The sequence below is a fragment of the Escherichia sp. WS33 genome, from assembly GCF_046486385.1.
Taxonomy (GTDB): Bacteria; Pseudomonadota; Gammaproteobacteria; order Enterobacterales; family Enterobacteriaceae; genus ECMA0423.
Genome location: NZ_JBJQLJ010000011.1, coordinates 1 through 23,071 on the forward strand (window position 1 = coordinate 1; position 23,071 = coordinate 23,071).

The window sequence follows — 23,071 nt, forward strand, 5'->3', positions numbered from 1 at the left end:
AATCCGGTAGCGGCGTAAAAATCGCGGAAGGGATGAAAAAAACAGCGCCTGACGGCGCTGTGTCTGGCATGCCTGCAATCCGGGAAACCGGACCAGGAAAAAACTTGCAGGCCATAACAGTATCTACGCTAGCTGTGCAATCCATTGATTTTGCACAATTTTGTAGGCTGGATAAGGCGTTAATGCCGCATCAGGCATTAAGAAAGCGCACTTGTCAGCAATCTGAGTAACGTCGAATCGATTTTCTTAATCCCACATCAATTCACTTCCATTAACTCTCAAACATCCATGCCCAACGCTCGCTTACCGTGAATGTTGAGGTCGGCAAGCGTAAAGCGTCCTTCCCAGTTTGTTTCATAGTCCTCGCGCGGGAAGTCGCCCGGCGATGCGCCTTTTTCCAGTGCGGCCTTCACCTTGTGCGCGTAGGCAAGATTTTTCTCGCACATCGGTGCCGCAGGAATGTACATCACGTTGCCCCAGCCCTGTTGATTTTCAACGGGGGCAACGGAATGGATGACGTCGCAGTGCCACCAGACGGAGTCTCCGGCTTCGAGTTTTGGAATGCTGGTTAACGCCTCAATCAACAGTGGATGCCATTGCTCTGATACCGGCAATACTCTTCCGGGCGCTACGCCGCACAGTTCATCCTCCGGCACATCATCAAGCAGCGGACGTAACAGTACGTACGCCATGGCTTCAGGAATGGGCACGACGTGCAGCAGCCCCTGACCAGGCAGCATATCAGAGAGCGCTGTCCAGCCCTGGAATGTCCGAAACACGGAACATTTGGTGGTGTTGTCCACCGTGTACTCTTCAACTTCCGTACGATGTGCCGCATGCCAGGGATCATATTGCGCCAGATTGCCATTAAAGACGTTGGCGAAAACGCGCTGATACGCTGGAAGCAGCCAGCGTTCCAGCGCCCCGGAGTCGGTATGCGCTCCAAGACCTTTGGAGGTCGTTCCGGGCGGACGGCGGCGGATACGGTCAGGGTAGATGACGCTCACATCCGGGTTAAACCATTGCTTTCCATCACTTTCAAATGTCCACAGACGATTGAGAAACGACTGCGCATTCGCCATTTCTTCACTCTGGCGGGCCTGCATTTGCGCCTGCGACCAGTAGATGGGGTAAATCTCGGGACGTGAAGCGCTGAGCGTCCCGAAGAAATTATCGCCGGGGCCTTTGTAGACCTCGTCAAAGCGGTTGCGGTCCAGATAGTCCAGCATCGACTGATCCCAGCCTAGCGCTTGTTCGCGGGGGAAATGGCCTTTTATCACCGCACAACCGCGACGTTTAATCTGTTCGCGCTGATCTGCAGTAACATGACCTGCTTTGATATCGGCATAAGACAGCACCGGCCAGACGGCATCGCCCTGTGCTTTGAGTGCGTTGATTTCAGCCACTCGCGTGGCAATGTCATCGCTTAGCTGATTAAAGATCTGCTGGACGTCGCCAAGCTGCGCCCGCAGCGCGTGCTTCATCTGACGGATAGCTGCTTTGTGATCGGCAGGCAATGTGTCGCTGGTAAAAGTAGAAGCCATAACCACCTCTCATTAACTTTCATTCGAAACCATTCTGATTTGCATGTGACAATATAAGTTATAAATAAGTTAATGCAAGTTTAATGATTTGATGTGATGTACAGGATGTAAAAAGAAGGGAAAACCGGAGCGCACGGCTCCGGTAGAGAGGTCAGCTGTTAAAAGGGGATGTGTTATCCAGCACCGCCTGAATCACATTCAGCGCGCCTTCATGATTATTATCATCGGTAGCGTAACGGGCGATTTGTTTAATGTTTTCCGCAGCATTGCCCATCGCAAAGGAATAACGCGCCATTTTCAGCATCTCCGCATCGTTACCGCTGTCGCCAATCGCTACCACATTTTGCGGTGACAGATCCCAGCGTTTCAGTAACCGCGAAATACCGTTTGCTTTATGTAGACCGGGAATAATCAGGTCGATAAAGCCAAAACCACTGGTGACGGGTTTCATAATGCCATCGAGCGCTATGTGCAGTTTGTCGATCACTAACGGGATTTGTTCATCTGGCAGGTTGAGCGAAAACTTGAACAGTACGTCGTCAATCTCCTGATAATCTTTTACAGCTTTCAGGCGATGGTAGTGTTTTGCCATCAGTGCGACAAATGCTTCGGGGGCATTTTCGCTGACATATGCACTTTGCAGACCGCAGGCGACAAAATTGAGTTGCTTATCTTTTAGCAACTCGCCAATAACAATCCGCGATTCATGTCGGGTCAGTTCGCCGTGGAACAGTTGCTTGCCATGTTCGTAAACCAGTGCGCCGTTTTCCGCGACAAAAGAGATCTCATCCTTTAGCTCAGGAAAGAACGAAATAAGCTGGTAATACTGATTACCGCTGGCGACAACGAACTCAATGCCGCGCTTTTTCAGTTCCTGATATTGCGCCATAAAACGTGGTTGGTTGTACGTTTTGGCGTCGTTAAGAAAAGTACCGTCCATGTCTGTGACGATAACTTTTACGCTCATAGGTGTGCTCCTGGCTCGAAAATGAAACCGTAACAGTGTAATAACAATGTGACGCAGAGCACAAATTATATTTCGAATGAAAGTAAGGATGAAATTGATGATGTGAATGATTTAGCCCGGCGACGCCGCAGCCGGGCCGAAGAGATTACAGCATATGTTCAGTACGAGCGATGATATCGTCCTGAGCGTCTGGAGAGAGCGCGGTGAAGAAGGCGGAATAACCCGCGACACGCACTACCAGATCGCGGTACTGATCCGGATGTTTTTTCGCCTCCAGCAGCGTTTCGCGGGAAACGATGTTGTACTGAATATGCCAGCCTTTATGCACCTCGAAGAAGGTGCGCAGCAGGATCATCAGCTTCTGCTTGTCAGATTCGTTCTCCAGCGTTGCCGGATTCAGTTTCTGGTTGAGCAACACGCCGCCGAGAATCGCTGCCGTAGGCAGTTTACCCACCGAGCCAATGACCGCAGTAGGGCCGAGATGGTCAGTACCAGAGGCCGGACTAGCGCCTTCTGCCAGCGGGGTGTGGGCTTTACGCCCGTCCGGCGTTGCCATAGTTTGCGCGCCAAACGGTACGTTAGCGGAGATAGATGACGTACCCGCGTAATAGTTGCCGCCAACCGGACCACGACCGTAGCGCGGATTATGGTACTGTTTCAGTTCGTCGATATAGGTCTGATAAGCGCGAGCCAGCAGCGTATCGACAGTATCATCGTCGTTGCCGTACTTCGGCGCACCGTTAATCAGCCGCTGACGCAGTTGCTCATGAGTCAGGCCATCGAAGTCATCCGCCAGTGCGGCAGCCAGCTGTTGCTGACCAATCGCGCCCTGTTCAAATACCAGTTTCTTCACTGCCGCCAGGCTGTTGCCGAGGTTGGCAATGCCAACCTGCAGGCCAGAAACCCAGTCATATTTCGCGCCGCCTTGCTTGATACTTTTCGCTCGCTCAATACAGTCATCCACCAGCGCCGAGCAGAGAATATCGTGCACGTTCTCTTCCAGCATGGTGTCGACGACATATTCGATTTCGATTGATTTACGCGTGTAATAACGGATTTGCGTATCCCACGCGTCCATTACTTCATCGAAATTGTTAAAGTTGCCTGCCGACAACGCTTTTTCTTGTGGCAGGAACACTTTGCCGCTGGTGGCATCACGCCCGCCTTCCAGCGCCGCCAGCATCACGCGGGCGAAGTTGATAAAGCTCATGCCGGTACAGCGATAGCCCCATTTGCCACCGACGGCGGTTTCGATACAACCAATCGCTGCGTAGTCGTAAGCGTCCTGCGGTTCAATACCGAGTTTAATAAATTCCGGGATCACGATTTCGTCGTTGTTGAACGCCGGCATCCCGAAGCCGCAACGGATCACCTGTACGCAGGCGTCGAGGAAATCATTACTCATTCCTGCATGGTAACGCACGCTGAGGTTAGGCTGAGTGGAACGCAGGCGACCGCAGGATTCGAGGATCGCGTAAGAGAGGGGATTCACTGCATCCATTGGTTGACCATCAACCAGATTTTGTCCGCCAATGGTAACGTTCTGATACAGCGGACTTCCCGCAGAGGCTTTTGAGTGTGAGCCGGAGCGGATCTTGTTCACTTCCAGCAGTTTCAGCCAGCAGCTATGTAGCATCTCGATGGCGTGTTCGCGATCCAGCGTCTGGTTGAGTTCAACGTCGCGGCGATAGTACGGGTAGAGATACTGGTCCATACGACCAAACGATACCGAGTGACCGTTAGATTCGATCTGCAAAATCAATTGGATGAAGTAACACAGTTGCAGCGCCTGCCAGAAAGTCTGCGGCGGCTGGTGGGCGATAAGATCGCAGTTTTCTGCCATCGTCAGCAGTTCATCGCGACGGCTTTCGCGAGTTTCGGTAGCAGCCATTTCACGCGCCAGGGCAGCGAAACGTTCAATGTGTTCACTGACTGCCACCAGCACGATATCAATCGCTTTCAGGAATTGTTCGCCATGTAAATCTTCCAGCACCGTCAGATTGATGCGCGAGCGACGTTCCGCTACTTTCTCACGCAGACCATCAAGACCTTTTTCCAGCAGCAGCGGGAAATTCACCGCCAGGTGCGCATCGCCGGAGGTCATATTGCCTTCCGCTTTAATGATTCCGGTCGCCAGCAGACCTTTTTGCTCATCGGTAAACATGCCGTAGCAGCGATCCTGTACGGTCTGACCGCGCCACCACGGGCACACTTCATGCAGAACGCGTTTGTTCTCTTCGCTCACCGCAAAGCCAGCACCGGGACGATCTGCCAGATCATCAATCTCTTTTTCGATCCACGAGACAGTATATTCCGGGAAGATCGGCGCGGCGCGAACTTCGCTTGCCTGGTTGCCAATGATCAACTCATCGTGTTTGATCCAGATGGTGCGATTCGCCAGGTGATGCGCCAGTGCCAGCGCGCGACGTACCGGGATCGGCTTATCGAGATGTTGTTGATACATCTCGGTATAGTGCTGCGCGCGCTCGGTACAGACTGGCGGTTTCACAATATGCACCAGCGCATTTTTGTGCGCTTTAATGCGGTCGCTGAGCGTGTCCAGTTTCAGTGTGGTCATGGTTGTTATCCTCGTAAGGTCGCGGTTAACCCTTTCTGGCAGGCATACTGCTGGGCAAAGTCGAGCAGTTCTGGCGCATCAAGCGGTTTTTCCGGGGCGTCATAGGGCAGATTAAGTAAGTGATATTTGTTGATGCCCAGCGTGTGGTAGGGCAGAAAATGAATTTCGCCAACGTGCAGCTCGTCGGCGGCAAAATCGGTAATGGCTTTTACAGAGGTTTCGTCGGCATTAAAGCCCTGAATCAGCGGCACGCGGATAATGATTTTTTTGCCCGCTGCGGCGAGTTTTTTCAGGTTATCCAGCACCCTGGCGGCGTTACCGTCGGTCCACTGTTTAAACGGCGCGTCGGCAACGTGTTTTAAATCGGCAAGAAACAGATCGATATAGGGCAGAGAAGGGGCGATATATTTCCACGGCACATGCAGACAGGTTTCTACCGCAGTATGAATGCCGGCCTCGTGGCTGGCTTGCAGTAGCGCCATCGCCATTTCCGGCTGCATAAAGGGTTCACCACCCGAAAGCGTTAAACCGCCGCCGCTGCGATCATAAAACGGTTTATCGCGCAGAACGGTCGTCATGATCTCCTCAACGCTTTTCACTTCACCACACACGGTTAATGCCTGTGTCGGACAGCAGTCGGTTAACGCCGTCAGATGCTCCGGGGTTAACTTTTCCCGATGAATAAGCAAACCATTCAGCGCGCGCTCAATCACTTCCGGCGCGGCCTTAGCGCACAGCTCGCAGCCTTCCAGACACAGTCGTGCGTCATACAGCAGATCCTGCGTGCGGGCGCGGCTTTCCGGGTTCTGACACCAGCGGCAGCCCAGCGAACAGCCTTTAAGAAATACGACCGTGCGGATACCGGGGCCATCATGGGTCGAGTAGCGCTGAATATTGAAAATCATAGTTGCCTCTCTGTTTCGTTCAAACATTAAAATACTTTCGAATGAAAGTTAGATTGATGTGCGTCAACTGTTCAGAGAGTTTTCCCGTGATAGTCTACATTCAGACAAAAAGTACATTTTGAGGATGGTTATGGAACTGTATCTGGATACTTCAGACGTTGTTGCGGTGAAGGCGCTGTCACGTATTTTTCCGCTGGCGGGTGTGACCACTAACCCAAGCATTATCGCCGCGGGTAAAAAACCGCTGGATGTTGTGCTTCCGCAACTTCATGAAGCGATGGGCGGTCAGGGGCGTCTGTTTGCCCAGGTAATGGCTACCACTGCTGAAGGGATGGTGAATGACGCACGTAAATTGCGTTCTATTATTGCGGATATCGTGGTGAAAGTTCCGGTGACCGCCGAGGGGCTGGCAGCTATTAAGATGTTAAAAGCGGAAGGGATTCCAACGCTGGGAACCGCGGTATATGGCGCAGCACAAGGGCTGCTGTCGGCGCTGGCAGGTGCGGAATATGTTGCGCCTTACGTTAATCGTATTGATGCTCAGGGCGGTAGCGGCATTCAGGCTGTGACCGACTTACACCAGTTATTGAAAATGCATGCGCCGCAGGCGAAAGTGCTGGCAGCGAGTTTCAAAACCCCGCGTCAGGCGCTGGACTGCTTACTGGCAGGATGTGAATCAATTACGCTGCCACTGGATGTGGCACAACAGATGATTAGCTATCCGGCGGTTGATGCCGCTGTGGCGAAGTTTGAACAGGACTGGCTGGGAGCGTTTGGCAGAACGTCGATTTAACCGGACGTTCTGCATCCTCATAAATTGCTGATGACGTGGCGGAGTGCACCGATGCCTGCCGCGCTTGGAAATCTGTGCCCGAACCGTAGGCCAGATAAGGCGTTCACGCCGCATCTGGCGTCTGGAGCAAATGCCTGATGCGACGCTTGTCGCGTCTTATCAGGCCTGGAGGTGGCAATTACTGCCCGCACACCTCACACCCCGGATTGCGCATCAGTTTCATTTCGCGAAACTGACAGGTCATCGCATCGTACATGACGATTTTCCCGCTGGCCGGTTTGCCATAACCTGCCAGCAGTTTGATCGCTTCCATTGCCTGCAACGAACCAATTACGCCGATCAACGGTGCCATCACGCCTGCTTCTACGCAGGTTAATGCGTTCTCGCCAAACAAACGGCTAAGGCAGCGATAGCACGGTTCGCCGTCCTGATAAGTGAAGACCGTGATTTGCCCTTCCATACGAATTGCCGCGCCGGAAACCAGCGGCACCTTCGCGGCAAAACAGCCTGCGTTCAGTTGATTACGTACCGCAACGTTATCCGTACAGTCGAGCACCAGATCGTGTTCAGCAATCAATGCTGCAAGTTCTGCGTCATCTAGCAGTGCATTGACTGGCGTAATCGCGATATGTGGGTTGATCCGCGTCAGGGCGTAACGGGCGGATTCCACCTTCGGTTGCCCGACCGTGGCATCACTGTGCAGTGTCTGGCGTTGCAGATTCGAGAGCGAAACCGTGTCGAAGTCGAGCAGCGTCAGGTTGCCGACACCGGCGCTTGCCAGATACTGCGAAGCTGCGCAGCCGAGTCCACCGAGGCCGACTACCAGCACACGAGAATCTTTTAGCGCCTCCTGACCGTCAAAATCAAAACCGCGCAGAATGATTTGCCGGTTGTAGCGCAGCATCTCCTGATCGCTGAGTTCCGCCATTACAGGCCTCCGAACAACGCGTTAAACGGTTCTACTTCCACCCATTCGCCCACGTCCACATTGCCGCGATCGCGTTCCAGCACGATAAAGCAGTTGCCGAGACTAAAGGAGCTAAATATATGTGAACCCTGATGTCCGGTGGTCGTCACTTCAAGTTCACCGTCGGCGTTGCGTTGCAGCACGCCGCGCTGGAAATCAAGACGTCCTGGCGTTTTTTTCAGGCGGGACGCTGTGCGTACGCGCTGGCGCGCGGGCAGGCCGCTGGCGGTGTTGCCGCTTAGTTTTGCCAGCAAAGGCTGTACCAGTTGATAGAAGGTCAGCGTCGCTGAAACCGGGTTGCCCGGCAGGCCGCAGAACCAGCTATTAGAAAGTTTACCGAACGCGAACGGTTTACCCGGTTTAATCGCCAGCTTCCAGAAGGCGATCTCCCCCAGCTCTTCAAGAATGGTTTTGGTGTAATCCGCTTCACCCACTGAAACACCGCCGGAACTGATCACCACATCCGCCTGGCTGTCGGCTTCAATAAATGCGGCGCGCAGGGCATGTGGATCGTCGCGGATAATCCCTAAGTTGATTACCTCGCATCCCAACTGTTCTAACATCAGGTGTACGGCGAGACGGTTGGTATCGTAGATTTGGCCATCGCCCAGTGGCTGACCGGGCAACTGGAGTTCATCACCGGTAGAAAAAAGCGCTACACGCACTTTACGAATCACCGGAACTTCGGCAATCCCCAGTGAAGCAATCACTGGCAGTTCAGCGGTAGTCAGGCGAGTTCCCGCCGGGAAAACAACCGCACCTGCAGAGATATCTTCACCGCGACGGCGAATATTTTGCCCGCTACGCACTTCAGCAGTAAAACGCACGCCATTGTCCGTTTGTTCAGTCTGCTCCTGCATCACCACTGCTTCGCAGCCTTCCGGCACCGGCGCACCGGTCATAATACGAATGCAGGTACCCGCAGGCCATTCACCATGGTACGGCTGACCGGCAAAGGATTTACCGGCAACGGGCAGCGGTTGCCTGGAGGCAATATCGGCTAAACGCACCGCGTAGCCGTCCATTGCGGAGTTATCAAACCCCGGAACATCAAGCGGCGAAACGACATCGCTCGCCAGAATACGACCAAAACACTGTACCAGTGGCAGCGTTTCCTGGGCGGTCAGTGGGGTGACGCGAGAAAGCATCTCATTAAGCGCGGTGTCGAGCGACATCAATCCGGTGGTAAATTCCATGAAAACACTCCTGCGGAGGCAAAATCGAATTTGCCTATTATGTCAGAAAAACGCCACAGACTGTATGCCACCTCGGGCGTAGCGTTGGCTCCTGCCTTTACATGCCATATCCATCTTTCTATATTCAAAAATTGAATGAGTAATTCATAAAAATTCTGATATTTATAGCAAAAGTGGCGAGCCACCCTTAATGGACGAATACTATGGGCAAAGCAGTCATTGCAATTCATGGTGGCGCAGGTGCAATTAGCCGCGCGCAGATGAGTCTGCAACAGGAATTACGCTACATTGAGGCGTTGTCTGCCATTGTTGAAACCGGGCAGAAAATGCTGGAAGCGGGCGAAAGTGCGCTGGATGTGGTGACGGAAGCGGTGCGTCTGCTGGAAGAGTGTCCACTGTTTAACGCCGGAATTGGCGCTGTCTTTACGCGTGATGAAACCCATGAACTGGACGCCTGTGTGATGGATGGTAACACCCTGAAAGCCGGTGCGGTGGCGGGCGTTAGTCATCTGCGTAATCCGGTTCTTGCCGCCCGGCTGGTGATGGAGCAAAGCCCGCATGTGATGATGATTGGCGAAGGGGCAGAAAATTTTGCGTTTGCTCGTGGCATGGAGCGCGTCTCGCCGGAGATTTTCTCCACGCCTTTGCGTTATGAACAACTACTGGCAGCGCGCAAGGAAGGGGCAACCGTCCTCGACCATAGCGGTGCGCCACTGGATGAAAAACAGAAAATGGGCACCGTGGGGGCCGTGGCGTTGGATTTAGACGGCAATTTGGCGGCAGCCACGTCCACAGGCGGAATGACCAATAAATTACCCGGACGAGTTGGCGATAGTCCCTTAGTGGGTGCCGGATGCTACGCCAATAACGCCAGTGTGGCGGTTTCTTGTACCGGCACGGGCGAAGTCTTCATCCGCGCGCTGGCGGCATATGACATCGCCGCGTTAATGGATTACGGCGGATTAAGTCTCGCGGAAGCCTGCGAGCGGGTAGTAATGGAAAAACTCCCTGCGCTTGGAGGTAGCGGTGGCTTAATCGCTATCGACCATGAAGGGAATGTCGCGCTACCGTTTAACACCGAAGGAATGTATCGCGCCTGGGGCTACGCAGGCGATACGCCAACCACCGGTATCTACCGTGAAAAAGGGGACACCGTTGCCACACAGTGATGAACTTGATGCCGGTAATGTGCTGGCGGTTGAAAATCTGAATATTGCCTTTATGCAGGACCAGCAGAAAATAGCTGCGGTCCGCAATCTCTCTTTTAGTCTGCAACGCGGTGAGACGCTGGCAATTGTTGGCGAATCCGGCTCCGGTAAGTCAGTGACTGCGTTGGCATTGATGCGCCTGTTGAAACAGGCGGGCGGTTTAGTACAGTGCGATAAAATGCTGTTGCAGCGGCGCAGTCGCGAAGTGATTGAACTTAGCGAGCAGAGCGCTGCACAAATGCGCCATGTTCGCGGTGCGGATATGGCGATGATATTTCAGGAACCGATGACATCGCTGAACCCGGTATTTACTGTGGGTGAACAGATTGCCGAATCAATTCGTCTGCATCAGAACGCCAGTCGTGAAGAAGCGATGGTCGAGGCGAAGCGGATGCTGGATCAGGTACGCATTCCTGAGGCACAAACCATTCTTTCACGTTATCCGCATCAACTCTCTGGCGGGATGCGCCAGCGAGTGATGATTGCGATGGCGCTGTCATGCCGCCCGGCGGTGCTGATTGCCGATGAGCCAACCACCGCGCTGGATGTCACTATTCAGGCGCAGATCCTGCAATTAATCAAAGTATTGCAAAAAGAGATGTCGATGGGCGTTATCTTTATCACTCACGATATGGGCGTGGTGGCAGAGATTGCCGATCGGGTACTGGTGATGTATCAGGGCGAGGCGGTGGAAACGGGTACCGTCGAACAGATTTTTCATGCACCGCAACATCCTTACACCCGTGCGCTGTTAGCTGCTGTTCCGCAACTTGGTGCGATGAAAGGGTTAGATTATCCCCGACGTTTCCCGTTGATATCGCTTGAACATCCAGCGAAACAGGCCCCCCCCATCGAGCAGAAAACGGTGGTGGATGGCGAACCTGTTTTACGAGTGCGTAATCTTGTCACCCGTTTCCCTTTGCGCAGCGGTTTGTTGAATCGCGTAACGCGGGAAGTGCATGCCGTTGAGAAAGTCAGTTTTGATCTCTGGCCTGGCGAAACGCTATCGCTGGTGGGCGAGTCTGGCAGCGGTAAATCCACTACCGGGCGGGCGTTGCTGCGCCTGGTCGAATCGCAGGGCGGCGAAATTATCTTTAACGGTCAGAGAATCGATACCTTGTCACCCGGCAAACTTCAGGCATTGCGCCGGGATATTCAGTTTATTTTTCAGGACCCTTACGCTTCGCTGGACCCACGTCAGACCATCGGTGATTCGATTATCGAACCGCTGCGTGTACACGGTTTATTGCCAGGTAAAGAAGCGGCTGCACGCGTTGCGTGGTTGCTGGAGCGCGTGGGCCTGTTACCTGAACATGCCTGGCGTTACCCGCATGAGTTTTCCGGCGGTCAGCGCCAGCGCATCTGCATTGCTCGCGCGTTGGCATTGAATCCGAAAGTGATCATTGCCGACGAAGCCGTCTCGGCGCTGGATGTTTCTATTCGCGGGCAGATTATCAACTTGTTGCTCGATCTCCAGCGTGATTTCGGCATTGCGTATCTGTTTATCTCCCACGATATGGCCGTGGTAGAGCGGATTAGTCATCGTGTGGCGGTGATGTATCTCGGGCAAATTGTTGAAATTGGTCCACGGCGCGCGGTCTTCGAAAACCCGCAGCATCCTTATACGCGTAAATTACTGGCGGCAGTTCCGGTCGCTGAACCGTCCCGACAACGACCGCAGCGTGTACTGCTGTCGGACGATCTTCCCAGCAATATTCATCTGCGTGGCGAAGAGGTGGCAGCCGTCTCGTTGCAATGCGTCGGGCCGGGGCATTACGTCGCACAACCACAATCAGAATACGCATTCATGCGTAGATAACATTCAGGCGGAGAATAAAATGGCAAGAGCTGTACACCGTAGTGGGTTAGTGGCGCTGGGCATTGCGACAGCGTTGATGGCATCTTGTGCATTCGCTGCCAAAGATGTGGTGGTGGCGGTAGGATCGAATTTCACCACGCTCGATCCGTATGACGCGAATGACACGTTATCTCAGGCCGTAGCGAAATCGTTTTACCAGGGGCTGTTCGGTCTGGATAAAGAGATGAAACTGAAAAACGTGCTGGCGGAGAGTTATACCGTTTCCGATGACGGCATTACTTACACCGTGAAATTGCGGGAAGGCATTAAATTCCAGGATGGCACCGATTTCAACGCCGCGGCGGTGAAAGCGAATCTGGACCGGGCCAGCGATCCGGCGAATCATCTTAAACGCTATAACCTGTATAAGAATATTGCCAAAACGGAGGCGATCGATCCAACAACAGTAAAGATTACCCTCAAACAGCCGTTCTCAGCGTTTATTAATATTCTTGCCCATCCGGCGACCGCGATGATTTCACCGGCAGCGCTGGAAAAATATGGCAAGGAGATTGGTTTTCATCCGGTGGGAACCGGACCGTATGAACTGGATACCTGGAATCAGACCGATTTTGTGAAGGTGAAAAAATTCGCGGGTTACTGGCAGCCAGGATTGCCCAAACTGGACAGCATAACCTGGCGTCCGGTGGCGGATAACAACACCCGCGCGGCAATGCTGCAAACCGGTGAAGCGCAGTTTGCTTTCCCCATTCCCTACGAGCAGGCCACACTGCTGGAGAAAAACAAAAATATCGAGTTGATGGCCAGTCCGTCAATTATGCAGCGTTATATCAGTATGAACGTGACGCAAAAGCCGTTCGATAACCCGAAGGTCCGTGAGGCGCTGAATTACGCCATTAACCGTCCGGCGCTGGTGAAAGTTGCCTTTGCGGGCTATGCAACGCCAGCTACTGGTGTGGTACCGCCAAGTATCGCCTACGCGCAAAGTTATAAACCGTGGCCTTACGATCCAGTGAAAGCGCGCGAATTACTGAAAGAGGCGGGATATCCCAACGGTTTCAGTACCACGCTGTGGTCGTCACATAACCACAGCACCGCGCAGAAAGTGCTGCAATTTACCCAGCAGCAGTTAGCGCAGGTCGGGATTAAAGCCCAGGTGACCGCGATGGATGCCGGACAGCGGGCGGCAGAAGTTGAAGGTAAAGGGCAAAAAGAGAGCGGCGTGCGGATGTTCTACACTGGCTGGTCGGCTTCAACCGGCGAAGCGGACTGGGCGCTATCGCCACTGTTCGCCTCGCAAAACTGGCCACCGACGCTGTTTAATACCGCATTTTACAGCAATAAACAGGTGGACGACTTCCTGGCTCAGGCACTGAAAACTAATGATCCGGCGGAAAAGACCCGCTTGTATAAGGCGGCGCAGGATATCATCTGGCAAGAGTCGCCGTGGATCCCGCTGGTGGTAGAAAAACTGGTGTCGGCACACAGTAAAAACCTGACCGGTTTTTGGATCATGCCAGACACCGGCTTCAGCTTTGAAGACGCGGATTTGCAATAAGCAACGCAGGGAGTGGAATGCTTAATTACGTTATCAAACGCTTACTGGGGTTGATTCCGACGCTGTTTATCGTCTCGGTGCTGGTGTTTTTATTTGTGCATATGCTGCCCGGCGATCCGGCGCGATTGATTGCCGGGCCCGAAGCTGATGCGCAGGTTATAGAACTGGTGCGTCAGCAGCTGGGGTTGGATCAGCCGCTGTATCACCAGTTCTGGCACTATATCAGCAATGCTGTGCAGGGGGATTTTGGCCTGTCGATGGTGTCGCGTCGTCCGGTTGCCGATGAGATTGCCAGCCGCTTTATGCCAACGCTGTGGCTGACCATAACCAGTATGGTCTGGGCGGTGATATTTGGTATGGCGGCGGGAATTATCGCCGCCGTCTGGCGTAATCGTTGGCCGGATCGATTGAGTATGACCATTGCGGTGTCGGGGATCTCGTTTCCGGCATTTGCGCTGGGGATGCTTTTAATTCAGGTATTCTCCGTTGAACTGGGCTGGCTGCCTACCGTGGGAGCAGACAGTTGGCAGCACTACATTTTACCCTCCCTGACGCTCGGCGCGGCAGTGGCAGCCGTGATGGCGCGCTTTACCCGCGCGTCGTTTGTCGATGTTTTAAGCGAAGATTATATGCGTACCGCGAGGGCGAAAGGGGTGAGCGAAACCTGGGTTGTCCTCAAACACGGGCTACGTAACGCGATGATCCCGGTAGTGACCATGATGGGCTTACAGTTTGGCTTTTTGCTCGGTGGTTCTATCGTGGTGGAGAAAGTTTTCAACTGGCCCGGACTTGGACGCTTACTCGTTGACTCCGTAGAAATGCGCGATTACCCGGTGATTCAGGCGGAAATTCTGCTTTTCTCGCTGGAATTTATTCTTATCAACTTAGTGGTGGATGTGCTTTACGCCGCCATTAACCCGGCTATCAGGTACAAGTAAGGATGCGACTATTTAACTGGCGACGTCAGGCGGTGTTAAACGCCATGCCACTGGTCAAACCTGACCAGGTGCGTACACCGTGGCATGAATTCTGGCGACGATTTCGCCGTCAGCATATGGCGATGACCGCCGCATTATTCGTTATTTTATTGATTGTGGTGGCCATTTTTGCACGCTGGATCGCTCCCTATGACGCCGAAAATTATTTTGATTATGACAATCTGAATAACGGACCTTCTTTGCAGCACTGGTTTGGCGTCGATTCACTGGGGCGCGACATTTTCAGCCGTGTCCTGGTTGGTGCGCAAATCTCGCTGGCGGCGGGCGTGTTTGCCGTGTTTATCGGTGCGGCGATCGGGACGTTGCTGGGCTTGTTGGCTGGATATTATGAAGGCTGGTGGGATCGGTTGATCATGCGCATTTGCGATGTGCTGTTTGCCTTCCCGGGTATTTTACTGGCGATCGCTGTTGTTGCGGTGTTGGGAAGCGGCATTGCTAACGTGATTATCGCAGTCGCCATTTTTTCCATCCCCGCGTTTGCCCGCCTGGTGCGCGGCAACACGCTGGTGTTGAAACAGCAAACCTTTATTGAGTCAGCACGCAGTATTGGTGCCAGCGATATGACCATTTTATTGCGTCATATCTTGCCTGGGACCGTCTCGTCTATCGTGGTGTTTTTCACCATGCGCATTGGCACCTCGATTATCTCTGCCGCCAGCCTGTCATTTCTCGGCCTCGGTGCGCAGCCGCCGACACCAGAGTGGGGAGCAATGCTCAATGAGGCACGAGCGGATATGGTTATCGCGCCGCATGTCGCTGTTTTTCCGGCCCTGGCTATTTTTCTGACCGTACTGGCGTTCAATTTGTTGGGCGATGGTTTACGCGATGCGCTGGATCCGAAAATTAAAGGATAGTTACGTTTGAATATTGCTTGAAAGGGTAATCACCTCACAGGCAATTATTGCCCTAAGCAAGTGTTGTAACTTTCTGCTGATTTTGTAGAATCGGGTAATTTGGTTAAAAAGCCGCAGCAAGGGACTATTTTTGCAGCGGCACAGCGTTCAGATAGTTATTTTGTTAAATGTATTAACATGCTGAGTTTATACGAAAAGATAAAGATAAGGCTGATAATTTTATTTTTATTGGCAGCACTGTCATTTATTGGTCTTTTTTTCATCATTAACTATCAACTGGTATCGGAACGCGCGGTAAAACGTGCCGATAGCCGCTTTGAACTTATTCAGAAAAACGTTGGCTATTTCTTTAAAGATATTGAACGTTCGGCCCTGACATTAAAGGACTCACTGTATTTATTAAAAAATACAGAGGAGATTCAACGCGCCGTGATTCTGAAAATGGAAATGATGCCATTTTTAGACTCGGTGGGACTGGTACTTGATGATAATAAATATTATCTCTTTTCGCGGAGGGCGAATGATAAAATCGTTGTTTATCATCAGGAACAAGTAAATGGACCGCTTGTCGACGAGTCAGGGCGGGTTATTTTTGCCGATTTTAACCCATCGAAACGACCGTGGTCGGTGGCTTCAGATGACTCTAACAACAGCTGGAATCCGGCATACAATTGCTTTGATCGTCCGGGTAAAAAATGTATCTCTTTTACGCTACGTATCAACGGCAAAGATCACGATTTGTTAGCGGTAGATAAAATTCATGTCGATTTAAACTGGCGGTATCTGAACGAGTATCTTGATCAAATCAGCGCTAATGATGAAGTTCTATTTTTGAAACAAGGTCATGAGATCATTGCCAAGAATCAACTCGCTCGTGAAAAACTGATTATTTATAATAGCGAAGGTAATTATAATATTATTGATTCTGTCGATACGGAGTATATTGCAAAGACATCAGCAGTGCCAAATAATGCATTGTTCGAAATCTATTTTTATTATCCTGGCGGTAATTTATTGAACGCATCAGATAAACTTTTTTATCTACCGTTTGCGTTCATTATTATCGTGTTGCTGGTGGTATATTTCATGACCACTCGTGTGTTCCGTCGGCAATTTTCTGAAATGACCGAGCTGGTTAATACGCTGGCGTTTTTGCCCGACTCAACGGATCAGATCGAGGCTCTGAAAATTCGCGAAGGCGATGCGAAAGAGATTATCAGCATCAAAAATTCGATCGCGGAAATGAAAGATGCCGAAATTGAACGGTCAAATAAATTGCTCTCACTGATCTCTTACGATCAGGAAAGCGGTTTTATTAAAAATATGGCGATTATTGAGTCCAACAATAATCAGTATCTGGCTGTGGGGATCATCAAACTGTGTGGTCTGGAAGCCGTGGAAGCGGTGTTTGGTGTTGATGAACGCAATAAAATCGTCAGGAAATTGTGTCAGCGAATTGCCGAGAAATATGCGCAATGCTGCGATATCGTGACATTCAATGCCGATCTCTATTTACTTCTGTGTCGGGAAAATGTACAGACATTTACCCGTAAAATAGCGATGGTAAACGATTTTGACAGCAGCTTTGGCTACCGCAATCTGCGCATCCATAAGTCTGCCATTTGTGAACCTTTGCAGGGGGAAAACGCCTGGAGTTACGCAGAAAAACTGAAACTGGCGATTTCCAGTATCCGTGACCATATGTTCTCCGAGTTTATTTTCTGTGATGACGCGAAACTCAACGAAATAGAAGAGAATATCTGGATTGCGCGTAATATTCGCCATGCAATGGAAATTGGCGAACTATTCCTCGTCTATCAACCGATCGTTGATATTAACACCCGCGCCATTCTGGGCGCGGAGGCGTTGTGCCGTTGGGTTTCTGCGGAGCGGGGGATCATTTCACCGCTGAAGTTCATTACCATTGCTGAAGATATCGGGTTTATCAATGAGCTGGGTTATCAGATTATTAAAACGGCAATGGGTGAATTCAGACATTTTAGTCAGCGTGCGTCGCTGAAGGATGATTTCTTACTGCATATTAATGTTTCGCCCTGGCAGTTAAACGAACCGCACTTTCATGAGCGTTTTACCACCATCATGAAAGAAACTGGCCTGAAGGCGAACAGCCTCTGTGTTGAGATCACTGAAACCGTGATTGAGCGAATTAATGAACATTTTTATCTCAATATTGAACAACTGCGTAAACAAGGGGTACGGATATCGATTGATGACTTTGGCACCGGTTTGTCAAACCTGAAACGTTTTTATGAAATTAATCCAGACAGCATAAAGGTGGACTCGCAATTTACCGGCGATATTTTCGGTACTGCGGGAAAAATTGTGCGCATTATTTTCGATCTGGCACGCTATAACCGGATCCCGGTGATTGCGGAAGGCGTAGAGAGCGAAGACGTTGCGCGCGAATTAATTAAATTAGGATGTGTTCAGGCTCAGGGGTATCTGTACCAGAAACCCATGCCATTCTCCGCCTGGGATAAAAGTGGAAAATTAGTAAAAGAGTAGTTTACGTATGTCCAGAATCAATAAGTTCGTACTTACAGTCAGTCTGCTGATTTTTATCATGATTTCAGCAGTTGCCTGCGGGATCTACACTCAAATGGTAAAGGAACGGGTGTATAGCCTGAAACAGTCCGTTATTGATACTGCTTTTGCGGTGGCAAATATTGCTGAATATCGGCGTAGCGTGGCAATTGATCTTATCAACACGCTAAATCCCACGGAGGAACAGCTGTTGGTTGGTTTGCGCACAGCTTACGCCGACTCGGTTTCCCCCTCTTATTTGTACGATGTCGGTCCTTATCTGATTTCCAGTGACGAATGTATTCAGGTAAAGGAGTTCGAGAAAAATTATTGTGCAGATATTATGCAGGTTGTGAAGTATCGACATGTCAAAAATACAGGGTTTATCTCTTTTGACGGTAAAACCTTCGTCTATTACCTCTATCCGGTAACTCACAATCGTAGTCTGATATTTTTGCTTGGTCTGGAGCGTTTTTCTTTACTGTCAAAATCGCTGGCGATGGACAGCGAGAACCTGATGTTCTCTCTATTTAAGAACGGTAAACCGGTGACCGGTGATGAATATAATGCTAAAAACGCCATCTTCACCGTTTCGGAAGCGATGGAGCACTTCGCCTATTTGCCGACCGGATTGTACGTATTTGCGTATAAAAAAGATGTTTATTTGCGGGTCTGTACATTGATTATTTTCTTTGCCGCATTGGTGGCAGTGATATCGGGTACCAGTTGCCTCTATCTGGTACGCAGAGTGATTAATCGTGGTATTGTGGAGAAAGAAGCCATCATTAATAACCATTTTGAACGCGTACTGGATGGCGGGCTTTTCTTTTCGGCTGCCGATGTCAAAAAACTCTACAGTATGTATAACTCGGCGTTCCTGGACGACCTGACCAAAGCAATGGGCAGAAAATCCTTTGACGAAGATTTAAAAGCGCTGCCGGAAAAAGGCGGTTATTTGTGCCTGTTTGACGTCGATAAATTCAAAAACATTAACGACACCTTCGGTCATTTGCTGGGCGATGAAGTGTTGATGAAAGTGGTGAAAATCCTTAAATCACAGATCCCGGTAGATAAAGGTAAAATCTACCGCTTCGGCGGTGACGAATTTGCGGTGATTTATACGGGTGGAACGCTGGAAGAGTTGCTATCGATTCTAAAAGAAATCGTTCATTTCCAGGTGGGAAGCATTAATTTAAGTACCAGTATCGGTGTAGCGCATTCAAATGAATGTACCACCGTCGAACGCTTGAAAATGCTGGCGGATGAGCGGCTGTATAAGAGTAAGAAAAACGGCAGGGCTCAGATAAGCTGGCAGTAATCATTATTCGCAGGCCGGACAAATGATTTTGCCCGGCCTGAATTAATTAAACCCGGCTACCCCACAAATCGTACTCATCGGCGTGCTCGACTTTCACACGCAGGATATCACCCGGCTTAACGTTGGTTTCACCATTGAGATAAACCGCGCCGTCGATTTCCGGTGCATCTGCCATGCTGCGACCAATCGCGCCTTCTTCGTCCACTTCGTCGATAATCACCAGAATTTCACGGCCCACTTTCTCTTGCAGGCGCTCGGCGGAAATCTGCTGCTGCAGCTGCATGAAACGGTTCCAGCGTTCTTCTTTAACTTCTTCCGGAACCTGGTCAGGCAGGGCATTGGCGTCTGCACCTTCAACCGGGCTGTATTTAAAGCAGCCAACGCGATCCAGACGCGCTTCTTTCAGGAAGTCGAGTAGCATCTGGAAATCTTCTTCTGTCTCGCCAGGGAAGCCGACAATAAAGGTTGAGCGTAGGGTCAGTTCCGGGCAGATTTCGCGCCACTGTTTGATGCGCGCCAGTTGGCGATCTACAGAACCCGGACGCTTCATCAGTTTGAGAATGCGCGGGCTGGCGTGCTGCAACGGAATGTCCAGATACGGCAGGATTTTGCCTTCTGCCATCAGTGGGATGACGTCGTCCACATGCGGATAAGGGTAAACGTAGTGCAGACGTGTCCAGATCCCCAGTTTCGATAACTGTTCGCACAGGCTGACCATGCTGGTTTTTACCGGCTCGCCGTTGTGGAAGCCAGTACGATGTTTAACATCAACGCCATAGGCGGAAGTATCCTGCGAGATCACCAGAATCTCTTTAACGCCCGCATCTACCAGACGTTTCGCTTCACTTAACACTTCGCCAATCGGACGGCTCACCAGGTCGCCGCGCATAGACGGAATAATGCAGAAGGTGCAGCGGTGATTACAGCCTTCCGAAATTTTCAGATAGGCATAATGACGCGGCGTCAGTTTCACACCTTGTTCTGGCACCAGGCTCAGGAATGGGTTGTGTTTCGGTTTTGGCACGTAGTGATGAACGTGCTCCAGAACCTGCTCATAGCTATGAGGCCCGGTGATTTCCAGCACTTTCGGGTGGACTTCGCGGATCTGATCTTCTTTTGCCCCCAGACAACCGGTCACAATTACCTTGCCGTTTTCATTCAACGCTTCACCAATGGCTTCCAGTGATTCTTGTACCGCGCTGTCAATAAAGCCGCAGGTGTTGACGATCACCATGTCCGCATCGTCATAGCTCGGTACCACGTCATAACCTTCAGTGCGGAGTTCGGTGAGAATACGCTCTGAATCAACAAGGTTTTTTGGACAGCCAAGGGAAACAAAGCCGATTTTCGGCTGGGGAGTTACTTTGCTCATAGCTTAAAAAATATTCAGTTACAGGAAAGGTCAGGGCAGGGATTCTACAGAGTTCTGCATAAAATTTGTATCGCAATCTCATTCGCTGGCGGAGGCGAAGGAAATGTAAATTTTGTTAATTCGGCGTGAAGAATTGATCCTGGACAGCATTTTGCTCAAAAAATAGCCATACTATTTAATTGCAACAAGGCTGGAAAGAGGAGGATCGAAGTATGTTCGTTGACAGACAGCGAATCGATCTGCTGAACCGGTTGATCGACGCACGCGTTGACCTCGCCGCATACGTGCAACTGAGGAAGGCAAAAGGATACATGTCCGTCAGCGAAAGCAATCATCTACGAGATAACTTTTTTAAACTGAATCGCGAACTGCACGATAAATCGCTGCGGTTGAATCTTCATCTGGATCAGGAAGAGTGGAGTGCTCTTCATCATGCTGAAGAAGCATTAGCGACAGCCGCAGTATGTTTGATGAGTGGGCACCATGATTGCCCGACTGTTATTACCGTCAACGCCGATAAGCTTGAAAATTGTCTGATGAGCTTAACGCTGAGTATCCAGAGCCTGCAGAAGCACGCCATGCTTGAGAAGGCCTGAAAACTAAGGGGGAGAAAGCGTCTCCCCCTTCATGTTTAAGTTTTTGTAAAAATGAATTTGTTATCTCCTCCACTGACTACGCTTTAAGCCAGAGTCAATCCGGAGGCGTTATGCATCGACAATCCTTTTTCCTTGTGCCCCTTATTTGTCTTTCTTCCGCTCTCTGGGCGGCTCCTGCAACGGTAAATGTCGAAGTACTGCAAGACAAACTCGACCATCCCTGGGCACTGGCCTTTTTACCCGATAATCACGGTATGTTAATCACTCTGCGCGGCGGCGAGTTGCGTCACTGGCAAGCAGGAAAAGGATTATCTGCGCCGCTTTCCGGAGTTCCGGACGTTTGGGCGCACGGGCAGGGCGGCCTGCTGGACGTGGTTTTAGCGCCTGATTTTGCTCAGTCTCGCCGCATCTGGTTAAGTTATTCCGAAGTTGGCGATGATGGCAAAGCCGGAACTGCTGTGGGTTATGGCCGCTTAAGTGATGATCTCTCAAAAGTGACCGACTTCCGCACCGTCTTCCGCCAGATGCCAAAACTGTCTACCGGCAACCATTTTGGCGGGCGGCTGGTATTCGACGGTAAAGGTTATCTTTTTATTGCTCTGGGCGAAAACAATCAGCGCCCGACGGCGCAGGATCTGGATAAATTACAGGGCAAACTGGTGCGTCTGACCGACCAGGGCGAAATCCCGGATGATAATCCTTTTATAAAGGAATCCGGTGTGCGCGCCGAGATCTGGTCTTATGGCATTCGTAATCCGCAAGGAATGGCGATGAATCCGTGGAGTAATGCACTGTGGCTGAATGAACATGGCCCGCGCGGTGGTGATGAAATTAATATCCCGCAAAAAGGCAAAAACTACGGCTGGCCGCTGGCAACCTGGGGAATCAACTATTCAGGCTTTAAGATACCGGAAGCGAAAGGGGAGATCGTCGCCGGGACCGAGCAACCTGTTTTTTACTGGAAAGATTCGCCCGCTGTGAGCGGCATGGCCTTCTATAACAGCGATAAATTCCCCCAGTGGCAGCAAAAATTATTTATTGGCGCGCTGAAAGATAAAGATGTCATTGTGATGAGCGTCAACGGCGACAAAGTGACAGAAGATGGCCGTATTTTAACGGACAGAGGGCAGCGAATTCGTGATGTTCGCACTGGACCCGACGGTTATTTATACGTTCTCACCGACGAGTCCAGTGGGGAATTACTTAAAGTTAGCCCACGCAATTAGCTAACGGGAATCATCACCACTTTGCGCACTGCGGGGCGTTCAGTGAGTTGCTGATACCAGCGTTGCAGATTTGGACGCGGTGTCCAGGTCAGGCCAACGTTAAACAAATTGTAGATGAACGGTGCGATAGCGATATCGCCCACACCAAACTCGTCGCCAGAGAACCATTTTACTTTTGCCAGTTCCGCATCGAGCAGGGCAAACAGGGCGTCGCACTCTTTGCAACTGGCATCAATGGCGGCCTGATCGCGCTCTTCCGGTGGTGTTCTGACTAATCCCATCAGGATCCCGCGATGAGCATTACTGAGCGTCTGGTTTGCCCAGTCCATCCATTTTTCCGCTTCCGCACGACGTGCCGGTGAGTCGATCCACAGACGTTTTTGCCCGTACTGTGCCGCCAGATAGCGGACAATGGCGTTTGATTCCCAAAGAATGAGATCACTTTCGTCGTCACGCAACAACGGCACCAGCCCGTTAGGGTTCATCGCCAGAAAATCAGCATCGTGATTTATCCCAAACTCACGGCCCGCGAGAATTTGCTCATAAGGTAGTTCCAGTTCTTCGAGCGTCAGCAATACTTTTTTTACGTTAGTTGAATTATTCCGACCCCACAGCGTAATCATACTCA

The 23,071-nt window shown here is 51.1% G+C and carries 18 protein-coding genes and 1 pseudogene; 11 read left to right on the plus strand and 8 right to left on the minus strand.

The annotated features are described in order from the left end of the window. Positions 1-230: pseudogene (locus tag ACJHXA_RS11065) on the plus strand (hypothetical protein); the annotation flags it as partial. A 48-nt stretch (positions 231-278) separates the two neighbouring features. Here the strand turns inward: ACJHXA_RS11065 and ACJHXA_RS11070 are convergent. From ACJHXA_RS11070 to ACJHXA_RS11085, 4 genes are all read right to left on the minus strand, one after another. Further along, positions 279-1,544, minus strand: a complete 1,266-nt coding sequence (locus tag ACJHXA_RS11070; RefSeq protein WP_000168779.1) for a DUF1479 domain-containing protein — start codon at positions 1,542-1,544, stop codon at positions 279-281. A 151-nt stretch (positions 1,545-1,695) separates the two neighbouring features. Then, positions 1,696-2,511 (minus strand): sugar-phosphatase YbiV, encoded by an 816-nt coding sequence (ybiV, locus tag ACJHXA_RS11075; RefSeq protein ID WP_000114244.1) that lies wholly within the window; start codon positions 2,509-2,511, stop codon positions 1,696-1,698. A gap of 145 nt (positions 2,512-2,656) precedes the next feature. Next, positions 2,657-5,089: a glycyl radical protein gene (locus ACJHXA_RS11080; RefSeq protein ID WP_000209359.1), complete on the minus strand. Its 2,433-nt coding sequence runs from the start codon at positions 5,087-5,089 to the stop codon at positions 2,657-2,659. Between the two features lie 5 nt (positions 5,090-5,094). Then, positions 5,095-5,994, minus strand: coding sequence for a glycyl-radical enzyme activating protein (locus ACJHXA_RS11085; RefSeq protein ID WP_001295295.1), 900 nt, complete (start codon positions 5,992-5,994; stop codon positions 5,095-5,097). 130 nt (positions 5,995-6,124) lie between these two features. Between ACJHXA_RS11085 and fsa the strand changes: the two genes are divergently transcribed. Continuing rightward, positions 6,125-6,787 carry a fructose-6-phosphate aldolase gene (gene fsa, locus ACJHXA_RS11090; RefSeq protein WP_000424889.1) on the plus strand — a complete coding sequence of 221 codons (663 nt, stop codon included), beginning with the start codon at positions 6,125-6,127 and terminating at the stop codon, positions 6,785-6,787. A 178-nt stretch (positions 6,788-6,965) separates the two neighbouring features. Here the strand turns inward: fsa and moeB are convergent, their stop codons facing one another. Together moeB and moeA are read right to left on the minus strand one after the other, a co-directional pair. Continuing rightward, complete coding sequence (gene moeB, locus ACJHXA_RS11095; protein WP_000829261.1) at positions 6,966-7,715, minus strand: molybdopterin-synthase adenylyltransferase MoeB; 750 nt, start codon at positions 7,713-7,715, stop codon at positions 6,966-6,968. Next, positions 7,715-8,950: a molybdopterin molybdotransferase MoeA gene (gene moeA, locus ACJHXA_RS11100; protein ID WP_000397381.1), complete on the minus strand. Its 1,236-nt coding sequence runs from the start codon at positions 8,948-8,950 to the stop codon at positions 7,715-7,717. Before moeA ends, moeB begins: the two co-directional genes overlap by 1 nt. A gap of 203 nt (positions 8,951-9,153) precedes the next feature. Between moeA and iaaA the strand changes: the two genes are divergently transcribed. The 7 genes from iaaA (at position 9,154) to ACJHXA_RS11135 (ending at position 19,249) form a co-directional block, all read left to right on the plus strand. Further along, on the plus strand, positions 9,154-10,119 hold the full coding sequence (gene iaaA / locus ACJHXA_RS11105) for a beta-aspartyl-peptidase (protein WP_000513775.1): 966 nt from the start codon (positions 9,154-9,156) through the stop codon (positions 10,117-10,119). Further along, entirely contained in the window at positions 10,106-11,977 is a 1,872-nt protein-coding gene (gsiA, locus tag ACJHXA_RS11110) for a glutathione ABC transporter ATP-binding protein GsiA (protein ID WP_103262035.1), read from the plus strand. The genes iaaA and gsiA overlap by 14 nt, the downstream gene beginning before the upstream one ends. Positions 11,978-11,996: 19 nt before the next feature. Then, positions 11,997-13,535 carry a glutathione ABC transporter substrate-binding protein GsiB gene (gsiB, locus tag ACJHXA_RS11115; RefSeq protein ID WP_000090136.1) on the plus strand — a complete coding sequence of 513 codons (1,539 nt, stop codon included), beginning with the start codon at positions 11,997-11,999 and terminating at the stop codon, positions 13,533-13,535. Between the two features lie 17 nt (positions 13,536-13,552). Next, positions 13,553-14,473 (plus strand): glutathione ABC transporter permease GsiC, encoded by a 921-nt coding sequence (gene gsiC, locus ACJHXA_RS11120; RefSeq protein WP_000936043.1) that lies wholly within the window; start codon positions 13,553-13,555, stop codon positions 14,471-14,473. Between the two features lie 2 nt (positions 14,474-14,475). Next, on the plus strand, positions 14,476-15,387 hold the full coding sequence (gene gsiD / locus ACJHXA_RS11125; RefSeq protein WP_001236044.1) for a glutathione ABC transporter permease GsiD: 912 nt from the start codon (positions 14,476-14,478) through the stop codon (positions 15,385-15,387). A 177-nt stretch (positions 15,388-15,564) separates the two neighbouring features. Continuing rightward, a complete protein-coding gene (locus ACJHXA_RS11130; RefSeq protein ID WP_001349442.1) occupies positions 15,565-17,913 on the plus strand; it encodes an EAL domain-containing protein in 2,349 nt (782 codons plus the stop codon). Positions 17,914-17,920: 7 nt separating this feature from the next. Beyond that, complete coding sequence (locus ACJHXA_RS11135; RefSeq protein ID WP_000086910.1) at positions 17,921-19,249, plus strand: GGDEF domain-containing protein; 1,329 nt, start codon at positions 17,921-17,923, stop codon at positions 19,247-19,249. Positions 19,250-19,295: 46 nt separating this feature from the next. Here the strand turns inward: ACJHXA_RS11135 and rimO are convergent, their stop codons facing one another. After that, a complete protein-coding gene (rimO, locus tag ACJHXA_RS11140; RefSeq protein ID WP_000049367.1) occupies positions 19,296-20,621 on the minus strand; it encodes a 30S ribosomal protein S12 methylthiotransferase RimO in 1,326 nt (441 codons plus the stop codon). Positions 20,622-20,833: 212 nt separating this feature from the next. Between rimO and bssR the strand changes: the two genes are divergently transcribed. Together bssR and yliI are read left to right on the plus strand one after the other, a co-directional pair. After that, complete coding sequence (bssR, locus tag ACJHXA_RS11145; RefSeq protein WP_000497137.1) at positions 20,834-21,217, plus strand: biofilm formation regulator BssR; 384 nt, start codon at positions 20,834-20,836, stop codon at positions 21,215-21,217. 110 nt (positions 21,218-21,327) lie between these two features. Next, positions 21,328-22,443, plus strand: a complete 1,116-nt coding sequence (gene yliI / locus ACJHXA_RS11150) for an aldose sugar dehydrogenase YliI (protein ID WP_000555035.1) — start codon at positions 21,328-21,330, stop codon at positions 22,441-22,443. Here yliI and gstB read toward each other — a convergent pair. Further along, on the minus strand, positions 22,440-23,066 hold the full coding sequence (gene gstB / locus ACJHXA_RS11155) for a glutathione S-transferase GstB (protein WP_001295292.1): 627 nt from the start codon (positions 23,064-23,066) through the stop codon (positions 22,440-22,442). The genes yliI and gstB overlap by 4 nt on opposite strands. Positions 23,067-23,071 lie beyond the last annotated feature (5 nt).

Excerpts from the sequence above, each read along its gene's own strand:
- ACJHXA_RS11070 (WP_000168779.1), bottom strand. The coding sequence starts at position 1,544 with ATGGCTTCTACTTTTACCAGCGACACATTGCCTGCCGATCACAAAGCA.
- ybiV (WP_000114244.1), bottom strand. The coding sequence starts at position 2,511 with ATGAGCGTAAAAGTTATCGTCACAGACATGGACGGTACTTTTCTTAAC.
- ACJHXA_RS11080 (WP_000209359.1), bottom strand. The coding sequence starts at position 5,089 with ATGACCACACTGAAACTGGACACGCTCAGCGACCGCATTAAAGCGCAC.
- ACJHXA_RS11085 (WP_001295295.1), bottom strand. The coding sequence starts at position 5,994 with ATGATTTTCAATATTCAGCGCTACTCGACCCATGATGGCCCCGGTATC.
- fsa (WP_000424889.1), top strand. The coding sequence starts at position 6,125 with ATGGAACTGTATCTGGATACTTCAGACGTTGTTGCGGTGAAGGCGCTG.
- moeB (WP_000829261.1), bottom strand. The coding sequence starts at position 7,715 with ATGGCGGAACTCAGCGATCAGGAGATGCTGCGCTACAACCGGCAAATC.
- moeA (WP_000397381.1), bottom strand. The coding sequence starts at position 8,950 with ATGGAATTTACCACCGGATTGATGTCGCTCGACACCGCGCTTAATGAG.
- iaaA (WP_000513775.1), top strand. The coding sequence starts at position 9,154 with ATGGGCAAAGCAGTCATTGCAATTCATGGTGGCGCAGGTGCAATTAGC.
- gsiB (WP_000090136.1), top strand. The coding sequence starts at position 11,997 with ATGGCAAGAGCTGTACACCGTAGTGGGTTAGTGGCGCTGGGCATTGCG.
- gsiC (WP_000936043.1), top strand. The coding sequence starts at position 13,553 with ATGCTTAATTACGTTATCAAACGCTTACTGGGGTTGATTCCGACGCTG.
- gsiD (WP_001236044.1), top strand. The coding sequence starts at position 14,476 with ATGCGACTATTTAACTGGCGACGTCAGGCGGTGTTAAACGCCATGCCA.
- ACJHXA_RS11130 (WP_001349442.1), top strand. The coding sequence starts at position 15,565 with ATGCTGAGTTTATACGAAAAGATAAAGATAAGGCTGATAATTTTATTT.
- ACJHXA_RS11135 (WP_000086910.1), top strand. The coding sequence starts at position 17,921 with ATGTCCAGAATCAATAAGTTCGTACTTACAGTCAGTCTGCTGATTTTT.
- rimO (WP_000049367.1), bottom strand. The coding sequence starts at position 20,621 with ATGAGCAAAGTAACTCCCCAGCCGAAAATCGGCTTTGTTTCCCTTGGC.
- bssR (WP_000497137.1), top strand. The coding sequence starts at position 20,834 with ATGTTCGTTGACAGACAGCGAATCGATCTGCTGAACCGGTTGATCGAC.
- yliI (WP_000555035.1), top strand. The coding sequence starts at position 21,328 with ATGCATCGACAATCCTTTTTCCTTGTGCCCCTTATTTGTCTTTCTTCC.
- gstB (WP_001295292.1), bottom strand. The coding sequence starts at position 23,066 with ATGATTACGCTGTGGGGTCGGAATAATTCAACTAACGTAAAAAAAGTA.